This is a genomic window from Citrobacter sp. RHB35-C17 (genome assembly GCF_013816795.1).
Taxonomy (GTDB): Bacteria; Pseudomonadota; Gammaproteobacteria; order Enterobacterales; family Enterobacteriaceae; genus Citrobacter_A; species Citrobacter_A amalonaticus.
The window spans coordinates 3027301-3040855 of record NZ_CP057150.1; the positions used below are offsets into that span (position 1 = coordinate 3027301).

At 55.5% G+C, this 13555-nt stretch carries 11 protein-coding genes; 2 read left to right on the plus strand and 9 right to left on the minus strand.

Going from position 1 to position 13555, the window contains the following annotated elements:
* Positions 1-2: 2 nt before the first annotated feature.
* From napA to napF, 3 genes are read right to left on the minus strand one after another with little or no spacing between them, the layout of a single operon-like run.
* Positions 3-2489, minus strand: a complete 2487-nt coding sequence (gene napA, locus HVZ37_RS14435) for a nitrate reductase catalytic subunit NapA (protein WP_044258593.1) — start codon at positions 2487-2489, stop codon at positions 3-5.
* Positions 2486-2749: a chaperone NapD gene (napD, locus tag HVZ37_RS14440; RefSeq protein WP_043000078.1), complete on the minus strand. Its 264-nt coding sequence runs from the start codon at positions 2747-2749 to the stop codon at positions 2486-2488. The genes napA and napD overlap by 4 nt, the downstream gene beginning before the upstream one ends.
* Positions 2739-3230, minus strand: coding sequence for a ferredoxin-type protein NapF (gene napF / locus HVZ37_RS14445; RefSeq protein ID WP_043000077.1), 492 nt, complete (start codon positions 3228-3230; stop codon positions 2739-2741). The genes napD and napF overlap by 11 nt, the downstream gene beginning before the upstream one ends.
* A gap of 410 nt (positions 3231-3640) precedes the next feature.
* Between napF and eco the strand changes: the two genes are divergently transcribed.
* Entirely contained in the window at positions 3641-4138 is a 498-nt protein-coding gene (gene eco, locus HVZ37_RS14450; protein ID WP_181628488.1) for a serine protease inhibitor ecotin, read from the plus strand.
* 47 nt (positions 4139-4185) lie between these two features.
* Here eco and mqo read toward each other — a convergent pair whose 3' ends face one another.
* On the minus strand, positions 4186-5841 hold the full coding sequence (mqo, locus tag HVZ37_RS14455) for a malate dehydrogenase (quinone) (protein WP_156594955.1): 1656 nt from the start codon (positions 5839-5841) through the stop codon (positions 4186-4188).
* A gap of 278 nt (positions 5842-6119) precedes the next feature.
* Here mqo and HVZ37_RS14460 point away from each other — a divergent pair, with 278 nt between their 5' ends.
* Positions 6120-7367, plus strand: a complete 1248-nt coding sequence (locus HVZ37_RS14460) for a SulP family inorganic anion transporter (RefSeq protein WP_181627638.1) — start codon at positions 6120-6122, stop codon at positions 7365-7367.
* Here the strand turns inward: HVZ37_RS14460 and mgtE are convergent.
* The 5 genes from mgtE to apbE all read right to left on the minus strand — a co-directional run bounded on the left by mgtE (position 7330) and on the right by apbE (position 13479).
* Positions 7330-8766: a magnesium transporter gene (mgtE, locus tag HVZ37_RS14465; RefSeq protein ID WP_043000074.1), complete on the minus strand. Its 1437-nt coding sequence runs from the start codon at positions 8764-8766 to the stop codon at positions 7330-7332. The genes HVZ37_RS14460 and mgtE overlap by 38 nt on opposite strands.
* A 140-nt stretch (positions 8767-8906) precedes the next feature.
* Positions 8907-10550, minus strand: a complete 1644-nt coding sequence (locus HVZ37_RS14470; RefSeq protein WP_043000073.1) for a multidrug ABC transporter permease/ATP-binding protein — start codon at positions 10548-10550, stop codon at positions 8907-8909.
* A 75-nt stretch (positions 10551-10625) separates the two neighbouring features.
* The gene (alkB, locus tag HVZ37_RS14475) at positions 10626-11276 is read right to left on the minus strand and encodes a DNA oxidative demethylase AlkB (protein WP_044258586.1); all 651 of its coding nucleotides are present in this window, start codon (positions 11274-11276) and stop codon (positions 10626-10628) included.
* Positions 11276-12340, minus strand: coding sequence for a bifunctional DNA-binding transcriptional regulator/O6-methylguanine-DNA methyltransferase Ada (gene ada / locus HVZ37_RS14480; RefSeq protein ID WP_044258584.1), 1065 nt, complete (start codon positions 12338-12340; stop codon positions 11276-11278). The genes alkB and ada overlap by 1 nt, the downstream gene beginning before the upstream one ends.
* 83 nt (positions 12341-12423) lie before the next feature.
* Positions 12424-13479, minus strand: coding sequence for an FAD:protein FMN transferase ApbE (gene apbE / locus HVZ37_RS14485; protein WP_043000070.1), 1056 nt, complete (start codon positions 13477-13479; stop codon positions 12424-12426).
* Positions 13480-13555 lie beyond the last annotated feature (76 nt).

Sequence of the window (13555 nt, forward strand, 5' to 3'; positions counted from 1 at the left end):
TGTTACACCTTCGCCAGTTTCACGGCGCACTTCTTGAAATCCGTCTCTTTAGAGAGCGGATCCGTCGCATCCAGCGTCAGGTTATTCACCAGCTGTGCGGCGTCGAAGAACGCCATGTAGACCAGCCCCTGCGGCGGACGGTTACGTCCACGGGTTTCAACAATGGAAATCACCTCACCACGACGTGAGATCACTTTGACCTTGTCGCCACGGCGCATATCCCGTTTTTTCGCATCCAGCGGATGGATAAACAGAACCCCTTCCGGGAACGCACGGTGCAGTTCCGGCACGCGGCGCGTCATACTGCCGGTATGCCAGTGCTCCAGTACACGCCCCGTGGAAAGCCACAGGTCGTACTCGGCATCCGGCGCTTCTGCGGCCGGTTCAAACGGCAGCGCGAAGATCACCGCTTTACCGTCTGGCTTACCGTAGAACTTGTAGCCTTCACCTGCTTTGACGTATGGATCGTTGCCTTCGCTGTAGCGCCACTGCGTCTCTTTTCCGTCAACCACCGGCCAGCGAAGGCCGCGCGCCTTGTGATAGTCATCGAACGGGGCGAGATCGTGACCGTGTCCACGACCAAACCAGGCGTACTCTTCAAACAGCCCTTTTTGCAGATAGAAGCCCAGCTCACGTGATTCGTCGTTAAGCTGATCCTCTTTCAACTCCGTCAACGGGAACTTGCTCACCGCAGGGGTGGCAAACAGCACGTCGTACAGGGTTTTGCCGCGCAGTTCCGGTTTCTGTGCCAGCAGCTCTTCCGGCCAGACCTCTTCCGTTTTAAAACGACGCGAGAACTGAACCAGTTGCCACAGATCGGATTTCGATTCGCCCGGCGCTTTAATCTGTTGACGCCAGAACTGGGTACGACGCTCGGCGTTACCGTAAGCCCCTTCTTTCTCCACCCACATTGCGGTTGGCAGGATCAGGTCCGCGGCCAGCGCGCTGACGGTCGGGTACGGATCGGAGACAATGATAAAGTTGCGTGGATCGCGCCAGCCCGGCAGACGATCTTCGTTGATGTTCGGACCGGCCTGCATATTGTTGGTACACATCGTCCAGTAGACGTTCAGCTTGCCGTCTTTCAATGCCCGGTCCTGGGCAACTGCGTGGAGACCGATTTTCGCCGGAATGGTTCCAGCCGGGATATTCCAGTGCTTTTCACAGATCTCACGGTGTTTTTCGTTAGTGACCACCATGTCCGCCGGCAGACGGTGGGCAAAGGTTCCCACTTCACGCGCGGTACCACAGGCAGAAGGCTGACCGGTCAGTGAGAACGGTCCACAGCCCGGCTGCGCGATTTTGCCAGTCAGCAGGTGAATGTTGTAGATCAGGTTGTTGGCCCACACGCCGCGCGTATGCTGGTTGAAGCCCATCGTCCAGTAAGAGATGACTTTCTTGTTCGGGTCGGCATACAGCTTCGCCAGTTGCTCCAGCTGATCTTTCGGCACGCCGGTCATTTCAGCGGTTTTATCCAGCGTGTATTCAGCCACAAACGCTTTGTAGTCTTCAAAGCTCATCGGCTCAGAAGCATCAGAGCCTGGGTTTTTCGCGGCTTTTTCCAGCGGATGCGTCGGACGCAGGCCGTAACCGATATCCGTTGCCCCTTTGCGGACGTTGACGTGCTTGCTGAAGAAGTCCTGGTTAATCGCGTTGTTTTGAATGATGTAGTTAGCGATGTAGTTGAGGATCACCAGGTCAGACTGCGGCGTAAACACCATCCCGTTGTCCGCCAGCTCGAAGCTACGGTGCTGGAAGGTAGACAGCACGGAGACGTTAACATTCGGATCGGAGAGACGACGGTTGGTAATGCGCGACCAGAGGATCGGGTGCATTTCCGCCATGTTCGAGCCCCACAGGACAAACGCATCGGCATGCTCGATATCGTCGTAGCAGCCCATCGGTTCGTCCATGCCAAAGGTACGCATAAAGCCTACCACCGCTGAGGCCATGCAGTGACGCGCGTTGGGATCGAGGTTGTTCGAGCGCAAGCCCGCTTTAAACAGTTTGGAGGCGGCGTAACCTTCCCAGATGGTCCACTGGCCGGAACCAAACATGCCGACAGACTCCGGGCCTTTCTCTTTCAGCGCGGTTTTAAACTTCTCTTCCATCACATCGAAAGCCTGATCCCAGCTGATCGGCGTAAATTCACCGTCTTTGCTGTACTTACCATCTTTCATACGCAGCAATGGCTGCGTTAAACGGTCCTCTCCGTACATAATTTTGGGCAGGAAATAGCCCTTGATGCAGTTCAGACCACGGTTAACCGGGGCTTCCGGATCACCCTGACAGGCGACAATACGCCCCTGCTGAGTGCCGACCAGCACGCCACAGCCTGTACCACAAAAACGGCACGGGGCTTTATCCCACTTAATGGCTTCCTGTTGACCGACAACTGCGCGGGCAACGCCCGGTACGCTTAGCCCGGCAGCCGCCGCAGCGGCCGCAACGGCGTTAGCTTTCATAAAGCTACGACGACTGAGTTTCATGGTGTTTCCTCACCTTGTTCTTCCTGCTGGTGATAAACCAGCGACACCGCCAGCACGCCCGCAACGTTGCGTACCGACTCAATTGTTTGCATCAGCGTTTCGCTGTGTTCTGCTTCAACCACCGCAATCATCTGGCCGCTTTGCTCGTCGCTTACGGCCACTTCGCAGCCCGGCAAAGCATTTAGCTGCGTGCTAATATCCTGTACCTGTTCGCCTTTGGCCTGAACAATCAGGCTGCAGACCTGCCAGTTAATGTGCATGGTTATACTCCGCGGTAATGGCTGACACCGGGCAACTGGCGACACACGCGCCGCATCCGTTACAGTTCTGGTTATCGAGTTGTGGCTGATAAATGCCGGACAACGTTGGGCGAAACAGGATCGCCTGCGGTTCACAGCTATCCTGACAGCGGCGGCACTCTACGGACTGATACGCCAGACACGCTTGCCCAATGGTGAAAATCAGATCCCATGCCCTGGTGTGGCGCGGAGAAAAGAGAGATTCAGGGCAAGCCTGCGCACAGGCGTAGCAGAAGGTGCATTCGCTTTGTTGGAAATTAACGCTCGGATAGCCACCCGGGCCACGCTGCAAAACATCGTGTTCACAAGCCTGAATACAGGCGTCGCAACGGGTGCACTGGGACAGAAACTGAGATGCTTCCATGATCCACGGCGGACGAATCCCACGATTGGCACTACGCCAACTGCCAGTCAGTATGCCTCGACGGGATAGATCAACCATGGCATCGCCCTTCCATAAACGACGCTCCCCCGGCTGGGTGAACGACAATAAAAACCGCGTTACTACTAAGTCATTATTATGATCGGTAAGATAGTAAAGGATGTGTTCCAGGTGCATACCCCAATCGGGGTAAAACCAGTGGTTGGATCAAAAGAGTGTTAATGAAGCTTGTCAGAATGTGCTTCTCCGCACAGATCAAATGGTTATGTAATATTTTATATATCGCAATGATTGCCGGGATAATTAACCAAAACAAACGGCAAAAACAAGAATAAATAACCAACAAATTTACATAACCACAGTAAATAGACTTTAAAAATACGTAAAGACAGATCAATGATTCTGGTCTATATGTTAATCTGCCGTGAAATCGTTCATAAGATAAAAAAGGAAAACCTGTGAACTCAAAAATAAAGACAATGGTTCCTGCCGTTTTGTTCGCTGCTTTCGTCAGCACCTCTGTGTGGGCGGCCTCCACGGAAGCTAATCCGCAACCGCTGGAAAAAATCGCCCCCTGGCCGCAGGCGGAAAAAGGCATGAAGCGCCAGGTTATTCAGCTACCCCATCAGGAAGATGAATCTACTCTTAAAGTGGAACTGATGATCGGACAGACGCTGGAAGTCGACTGCAATCAGCATCGCCTGGGCGGCGAGCTGGAAAGCAAAACGCTGGAAGGTTGGGGTTATGACTACTACGTCTTTAATAAAGTCACCTCCCCGGTATCGACCATGATGGCTTGTCCGGATGGCAAAAAAGAGCAGAAATTTGTGACCGCCTATCTGGGTAATGACGGTATGCTGCGTTACAACAGCAAGTTGCCGATCGTGGTGTATACCCCGGCAAATGTTGATGTGAAATTCCGCATCTGGAAAGCGGAAGATAACGTGCAGAACGCGGTAACGCGTTAAGTCTCTGATGATGCCGGATGGCGGCACAGCGCCATCCGGCAATACCGTTACAGTGCGATATCTGCCACTTCTTTACGCGCAGGCTGAGCCTGTGGTTTAAGCTGCGCTTTTGGTGCCGCGCCCGTCGTCTGCGGCTGAACATATTGCAGCCCCAGCACTTCACTGGTGTATTGCAGTTCCTGCTGCGTCGCCTCAACGTTGCCGTTCAGTTTTGTACCGTAAGACGGAATAATCGTTTTCAGCTTCGCCTGCCATTGCGGCGTACTCACCTTCTCTTTAAAGACGGTTTCCATCAGATGGAGCATGATCGGTGCCGCAGTGGATGCGCCCGGTGACGCGCCCAGCAGTGCGGCAACGGTCCCCTCTTTGTCGCTCACCACTTCCGTCCCCAGACGCAGCACGCCCCCTTTGTCTTCATCACGTTTGATGATCTGGACACGCTGACCCGCCTGCCACAAACGCCAGTCCGCTTTCTTCGCCTGCGGATAGTACTCTTTCAGCGCGTCGAAGCGGTCATCATCGCTCAGCATCACCTGGCTAATCAGGTATTTCACCAGATCGAAGTTATCCATCCCGACGTTGACCATCGGCATGAAGTTGGAAGGCGTGGTTGAACTCAGCAGATCCCACAGCGAACCGTTTTTCAGGAATTTAGTGGAGAAGGTGGCGAACGGCCCGAACAGCACGACACGTTTACCATCCAGAATACGGGTATCGATATGCGGGACCGACATCGGCGGCGCGCCGACGGAAGCCTGACCGTACACTTTCGCCAGATGCCGGTTCACCACGTCCGGGTTTTCTGCGACCAGGAATTGCCCACCAACCGGGAAGCCTGCGTACTCTTTGGCTTCCGGAATACCGGTTTCCTGCAACAGTTTCAGCGCTGCGCCGCCCGCACCGATAAAGACGAATTTGGCTTTGATGTTATGTTCCGTTTCGCCGTTTTTCAGATCGGCGACGGTCACCGTCCAGGTATTATCGTCGTTACGTTTAAATCCACGGACTTCGGTGCTCAACTCCAGTGCAAAGTTAGGCTTTTTCTGCAACGAAGCAATCAATTGGCGCGTAATTTCGCCGTAGTTCACGTCCGTTCCCATTTCGGTACGCGTAGCGGCGACTTTCTGTTTCGGATCGCGCCCTTCCATCACCAGCGGTGCCCACTCTTTGATTTGCGCGTGGTCTTCGGAGTAGCGCATACCACGGAACAGCGTGCTTTGTTGCAGGGCCGCATAGCGGGCGCGCAGGAAGTTGACGTTCTCTTCACCCCAGACGAAGCTCATGTGCGGAACGGTGGTGATGAAGGTGCGCGGATCGTGCATCACGCCACTCTTGACCTGATGCGCCCAGAACTGGCGGGAAATCTGGAAAGCTTCGTTAATTTCGACTGCCTTTTCGGTACTGATACTCCCGTCGGCTTTCTTTGGTGTGTAGTTCAACTCCATCAGCGCAGAGTGCCCGGTTCCGGCATTGTTCCAGCCGTTTGAACTCTCTTGCGCGACACCGTCCAGGCGCTCCACCATGGTCATCGACCAGTCGGGTTCCAGTTCCTGTAGATAAGTTCCCAGTGTGGCGCTCATGATGCCGCCGCCGATCAACAGTACGTCCGTCTCCTGCTCTTCCGTCGCTTTCGCTTTTGCCGCCATCGAGACAGCATTCAGCCCTACGGCCATCGAGAAGAGCATGGCAGTCACTTTTTTCATATGGTTAATGCCTTACTTTTAGTATCGTTTTTTTGCTTTTTTGCAGGTGAAAATCGAGCGGCACCAACGTTAACACTTCAGTAATAATATTTAAATATTGTTTATAAATTATATTAAGATTTTAAAAACGTTAAAAATACGTTGAATCTTTATAGGGTTATTCACAATATTTTCTGGAAACAGACGCTCCAGAAAGGTACTATGCGGCGCGTTGTTATTCACCGCACGGACGCCTGTCGGTCTGCTGTTATCAGGCCCTTTCCGACCTGAGAGTAAATATGTCTGTAACCCCTTCGTCTCCTGCTCTGGCAGCGGAACACACGGTCAGTGGCGTTCTTCGCGCCCCACGTCTGCTGGTACGCGAAACGCTGGCTGGGGTGATCACCGCGCTGGCGCTGATCCCGGAAGTAATCTCCTTTTCGGTGATTGCCGGCGTTGACCCGAAAGTCAGCCTGATTGCCTCAGTGGTGCTTTGTCTGGCAATGTCTTTCATGGGCGGTCGCCCGGCGATGGTCACGGCAGCAGCCGGTTCCGTTGCGCTGGTGATAGGCCCGATGGTGCTCCAGCATGGCGTACAGTACATTCTGCCAGCGGTCGTATTAGCCGGGTTTATCCAGATTCTGTTTGGCGTTACCGGGATGGCGCGCCTGATGCGTTTTATTCCCGCCGCCGTCATGACCGGGTTTGTGAACGCCCTCGGTATTCTGATTTTTTTCGCCCAGGTCCCCCATTTCTGGAGCAAAAGCCCGCTCATCTGGGGGCTGTTTGCCTTAACGCTACTCATTGTGTTGTGGATGCCGCGCGTTATTAAAAGCATTCCTGCGCCGCTGATTGCCATTGTTTTATTGACGCTGTTTACCGCAACCACCGGTCAATTGCTGCCGACCGTTGGTGATGAAGGCGCAATGAGCGGCGGGCTACCGGGACTGACGCAGCTGTTAGTGCCGCTGAATCTGCAAACGCTGACAATTATCTGGCCCTGCGCGCTGAGTATCGCCTTTGTGGGCCTGATGGAGTCGCTACTGACGGCGAAACTGGTTGATGACCTGACGGTCACGCCGTCGAACAAAAATCGTGAAAGCGCGGGTCTGGGGTTCGCCAACATTCTGGCGGGCTTTTACGGCGGCATTGCTGGCTGCGCGATGATCGGACAGACCATCGTGAATGTGGAGATGGGGAAAGGCCGTAGCCGCGTGTCGACGATCGCCGCCGGGTTGGTTTTACTGCTGCTGGTCACTGCGCTGAGCGACGTGATGGCGAAAATCCCGATGTCGGTTCTGGCCGGGATCATGGTGATTGTGGCGGTGAAAACGTTCAGTTGGCACAGTATCCAGCCCGCCACCCTGACGACACTGCCCGTGGTGGAAACGCTGGTAATGGTCATTACCGTTGGCGCAACGGTCTCCACCGGCAACCTGGCGATTGGCGTGGTTGCCGGGGTGGTGGCGATGGGATTACTGCCTCGCGTCGTGAAGCGTAAACGACGCACTACATCAGAAACAGCGTCGCCAGCCCAAGAAAAATAAAGAATCCGCCGGTATCGGTAATCGCGGTGATCATCACGCTCGAGCCGACCGCCGGGTCGCGCCCGAGCTTCACCATCGTCATCGGGATAATCACCCCCATCAGCGCCGCCATTAACAGGTTCAGCATCATTGCCAGAGTCATCACCCCGCCGAGCGCCATGTCGTCGTACAGCCACCAGGTGATCCCGCCCATAATCCCCCCCCAGACGAGGCCATTGACCAGTGCCACCCCCATCTCGCGCAGAATAAGAAACGTCAGGTTGCCAGGCTGGATGTTTTGTAACGCCAGCGCCCGAACAATCATGGTGATGGTCTGATTACCGGTATTCCCGCCGATCCCGGCGACAATGGGCATCAGCGACGCTAATGCCACCAGTTGTGAAATGGTGTGTTCAAAGCCATCAATCACGCGCGAGGCAATGAACGCAGTACACAGGTTGATAGCCAGCCACGCCCAGCGCGTTTTCACCGCTTTGGGAACGGGCGCAAAAACATCCTCTTCGGCGCTCAATCCGCCCATTCGACGCAGATCGGTGTCCGTCTCTTCGTAGACCACGTCGACGATCTCGTCGATCGTCAAGCGTCCCATCAGTTTACCGGCAGAATCGACTACCGCCGCACTGACCAGGTTGTCACGCTCGAAGGTACGCGCCGCATTTTCCGTTTTATCTTCCGGGGCGAAGGTCAGCGGATCGTCATCCATCACCTCGCTGACTTTACACTGCACGTCATTGAGCAAAATACAGGTCAGGGTTAGCTCACCAACCAGCGTTTTGTCGCGACGGGTGACAAACAGTTTGTCAGTGTTTTCCGGCATCTTGCCCAGACGACGCAGATAACGCTGCACTACTTGCAGCGTCACATCCGGGCGCACGGTGATGACCTCGAATTCCATGATCGCGCCGACGCGATTCTTTTCGTAATGCATGACCTGGCGCACGCGGGCCCGCTCTTCGGGCGGCAGCGTCGCCAGCAACCGGCCTGTGAGGTTACGCGGCAGGTGCTGAACCAGGTAAATCTGTTCGTCGATGTCGAGATATTGCAGCGCCTCAAGCAGTTCCCGATCGGTCATTTCATCGATCAGGTCATCCCAGACGTTTTCGGACGCCTCAAGCAGGACGTATCCACGCTTATCACTCTGAATCAGCCGCCAGAGGGCGTGACGTTCTTCCGACGGGAGCGCTTCAAGGGTATCCGCCAGGTCAGGTGGTGGAAGATGGTCGACCAGCGCGCCTACCTCAGCAATATCGTCGGCTAACGTTCCGACATCATATTGCTCAGCCAGGGTGAGCTTGCCTAACAGGGTGGAAACAATGGCTTTATCGGTGGTAAGCAGCCAGATCAGCCGCGCACGCTCTTCATCGCGCAGCCTTGCGCTGTTTTGGTGTTTTGCGAACATTAATCATAAATCCATGATACGAGATGCCATTAAGCATGGCGCGAGGTTATGTAAATAACAATAAACGGGGGCGTCAGATGAATAAAAAAACAACCGTTGTCCCGAAACGCCTTGCGCCATCGGGACCACGGTCAGATGAATCAGGCCGTGCGCGCGACGGCATCGCGTGACGCAGCATCACGCTCATCGCCCACCAGCTCAATCAGTTGTCCGTTACGCATTTCCAGCAAACGATCGGCGTGAATAAAATAGTGATCGTCGTGACTGATGGCGAAAATGGTTTTCCCCATCTCCTGCATCAGCGGCAACAACACCTGGTAAAACTCGCGGCGGAAGTGCGGATCCTGATCGGCCGCCCACTCATCGAGCAGGATAATGTCGCGATCTTCCGCCAGCGCCAGCAGCAGCGCCACGCGCTTTTTCTGCCCCTTCGACAGTTTCAGATTCAGGATCCGGCCATCGCTCAGTTCCAGTTTGTGCGCCATTTTCAGGTGCCCCAGCCACTTCTCAACCAGAGCAGGATCGGCCGGATTGCCTTCTGGTCCCAGTAGCTGGTCAAACAGCCAGACGTCGGTAAACACCGCGGAAAAGAGCTTGCGATAATCTTCCGGCTTTTCGGCGCTGACAGGCTTACCGTCCAGCAGGATCTCCCCGGACTGCGGCTGGTACAGCCCCGTAAGCAGCATCGCCAGCGTCGATTTGCCGCTGCCGTTACCGCCGATTAAGAACAGCAACTCACCGCGATTGATCGTCAGATTCACCGGCCCCACGGAGAACGCGTTGTCCTGATAGTGGAACATGACGTTACGCAGTTCGAGGGTTTTCCATCCCGGGAACGCCTGCGGGCGCGGAAATTCTGCTTTAAACGGTGCCAGCGCGAATGTGTTCAGCTTGTTGAAAGCAACCTGCGCCGTAAGCAGCGTAGGGAGTGCCCCCACCGCCGACAGCAGCGGCGTGCGCAGGAATAAAAGCGTTAACGAGTAGGTCGCCGCAACGTTGGTATCCGCCCAGCCGAGACTGTTTGCCATCCAGAACACCAGGCCAATCGCGCCGAGCATCATAATGTTCGACCAGTTTACGGCGCTGAGGTGGAAGGTATCGGCGCGAATAATGTGGTGGCGATACGCTTTGGCATCCGGAATATAGAGGTTGTTGAAGATATGTTCCGCCCGCTCGCGGTTGAGCGTCAGCTCTTTGCGTCCTTCCAGCACCGTCTGATAATCGTTATACAGCTTATCTTCGGTTTCGCGCAGCGTCGCCATGTGCCGGTAAACCCGCGATACCAGCATAAACCCGCCCCAGATGGTTATGACCATCCAGATAGCGGTCACCAACAGCATTTTGGTCGACAGCATCGCCAGATACGCCGCCGAACCGACGGTCAGAATAATCCCCTGCACCAGTTCAGGCAGACGAACAAAAGCGATGGTGATATTGCGCACGTCGCTGGTCAACCCGGCCAGCAGAGAGGCACTGCCCAGTTGTTCAATACGTTCCACGTGCGTATCGAGAATACGCTTGATGAATTCACTGCGCAGACGGAAGACAAAGTGGTGTCCCAGCGTGGTGAGCGCCAGTTGTGAACCCAGCGTCACCGCCATCAGCAGTAACAGTAGTCCGAGAAATTCCGGTAAAACCAGCAGAGAGGGATCCGCAGTCTCAATAAGACGCTGATTGATAAAAGCGATAAGGCCAATCCCCAGCGCCGCGCTGACGAGGCTGAGCGCCATCACGCAAATAAATGGCCAGCGATACTGCCGCCAGACAAGAAGAAGTAGTTCCATTCATACAACCCGGACAAGGAATAACAGCCCGCAGTTTAAACATCTCAACGCGTTCAGCAATAATAATTCTTATTTTTATTCTTTTTTACCCGCCTGGCGAAAAGTCAGATTGTAACGACAGTCGGCGGTCGCCGGATGGAACCCAGCCTTCAGCGGCTGAATTCCGTGGTAAAACAAGCGCGATTCGCCGCCCCAGACCACTACATCGCCATGTTCCAGTAGAACGCGCGTCAGCGGATCGCTACGTTTCAGGCCGCCAAACTGAAAGACAGCCGGTAATCCCAGCGAGACAGAAACAATGGGCGCCCGCAGATCCGGCTCGTCTTTATCCTGGTGCAGCGAAAGCTTTGCGCCAGGCGCATAGCGGTTGATCAGGCAGGCGTCCGGCTGATAATCCGTATAGCCTGCCGCCGTTGCCGCCTGCTGACACAACCGCAGGAAGGACGGCGGAAAATCCGGCCAGGCGTCCCCCGTCAGCGGATCGATTGGCGAATAGAGGTAGCCGTGACGGTCGGTCGTCCAGCCCAGCCGTCCACAGTTAGTCATCGCCACCGACATGGTGTAACCGCCGGGGGTGATCATCTGGCGAAACGGCGACCGACGGGCGACCGCCTCAATCTCCTGCACCAGTTGCAACGCTGTGTTGAAGGCAAAGCGGCGCAAAATGACGGCACCAGGTGCCAGCGGTTCCTGCCAGGGCTGCGAATCGGCAAACAAATCAAGCATTATGCCCCCTCATCAGGAGACTCACGTCGCAGGATTTGTGCCTTACGCGACACGCCCCAGCGATAACCGGAAAGCGAACCGTCGCCTCGCACAACGCGGTGACAGGGGATCACGATCGCCAGTTTATTCGCGCCACAGGCGCTGGCGACGGCACGAACCGCGTTCGGCTTACCGATGGCTTTTGCCAGTTGCTGGTAGCTGACGGTCTCACCGTAAGGGATCGCCCGCAGCGCCTGCCAGACCTGTTGTTGAAACGCGGTACCCTGAATATCCAGCGGCAACGACAGCGCGGCATCACGCCCGTCAATACTGGCGATAACGTGGCGAATACGCTGCAGGAAAGCGGGATCGGCGGGTTGAGCCTGAGCGGCCGGGAACAATGTCTGCAGTTCAGCCTTCAGCGCCGCATCGTCATCCCCTAACAAAATGGCGCAAATCCCCCGCTCGCTTTCCGCCACCAGACAGCGTCCGAGTGAGCAATCCGCCAGCGCATAGCGCACCGCCAGCTTGTCACCGCCGCGACGGAACTGCTTCGCCGTCATCCCAAGCGTTGCATCAGCATTACGATAGTAGCTGCTGCTGTCCGGGAATCCGGCATTCAGAATCGCCTGCGTCACGCTTTCGCCGTGGCTCAGGGCATCGCGCAGTCGGCGGGCGCGATACGCCTGCTGCCACGCTTTTGGCGTCATCCCGGTCGTGGCTTTGAACACGCGATGCAGATGGTACGGACTCATCGCCACCTGTTCAGCCAGCGCATCGAGCGTGATGGGGCTCTCCTGCTCCAGAAGCTGACAGGCAAGCGTAATTTTATCCAGTCGATGCTGCCGGGCGTTGGCTTTATCCGGCTGACAGCGTTTACACGGGCGAAACCCGGCCAGCAACGCGGCCTGCGCGTCAGGAAAGAAGCGGACATTTTTACGCAGCGCATGTTTTGCCGTGCAGGAAGGTCGGCAAAAGATGCCGGTCGTCTGCACCGCAAAGACAAACTGTCCGTCAGCCTCAGAATCACGTTCCAGCACCGATTGCCAGCGCTGGTCGTCATTTACGCGTAGAGAATTTTTCATACTGGACTCCTTCGTTAAGCATAGTGCCTGCTTAGCGGCAGTGTGTCCGAAACCCATCACACGAAAACCCGCAATCTTGCTTTTTAATTTTGTTCACGAATGAGAAAACTTTCAAACTGCGGAGACATCCAGGTTTTGAATCCCTCCCCCTCTTTGATAATCATGTACACCGCCAGCCCTTCCCGGCGTACGACCTCTTTGGCTTTCTCCGTGCCGAGCACCATCAGTCCGGTATCCCAGCCATCCGCTTCCAGCGCCGTTGGCGCTATCACCGTCACTGACACCAGATTATGCTCAATGGGGCGTCCCGTCTGCGGATCGATAACATGAGTGAGGCGTTTTCCGTTCAGCTCATAATAGTTGCGATAGCTGCCGGAGGTACTAATACCGTGCCCGTTAATATCCACCACCGCCTGAACCGCGTTTTCACGGTCGGTAGGCTTCTGGATCGCCACCCGCCACGGATGCCCTTCAGCGTTCATCCCGCGACTGTTCAGCGCCCCCCCGACAGAGACCAGATAGCGTGCGATACCTTCGCGCTCCATCAACTGTGCCAGGTGATCGGCGGCATAGCCTTCACCGACAGTGGAGAGATCGACAAACAAATCTGGCAGATCTTTTTGCAGGTACTGCTGTTTCGCCTGGTTAATCACCGACAGGTGCTGCAACCCGCTGTTGGCCTTTGCCGCATCAATTTGCGCCTGCGTCGGGATCTGGACCGGTTGCTTGTCGGGACCAAACCCCCATAAGTTCACCAACGGCCCAACGGTGATGTCCATCGCCCCCTGGGTTTTTTGCCCAATACGTAGCGCTGAGGTAACAATGTCCGCCATTGCCTCGTTGACGGGCCAGGGAGAAAGACTTTTCGACTGGTTGAAGCGCATCAGCGCCGAATCATTTTTATAAGTGGAGAGCAGTTGGTCGTCGGCATCCAGTTGCGTCTGAATTTTCGTTTGTAGCGCCGCTGCTGATTTGGCATCGACTCCGACCACGCTCACGCGCCAGAAGGTGCCCATTGTTTTCCCTTCCAGCACGACCGGAGCCGCGGCAGGCGTTTGCGCCGCGTCCGGTGCGTTATCGCACCCGGTAAAAAAGAGAGTCACAGCCAGTAAGGCCGCACGAGCAACGTTCATTTCCATACGTGATTGTCCTCCTGCAAAAGAGGCGCAAGAGTACACCAAAAACCGGCGGTTGTACGCCGAAAAACCGCACAAA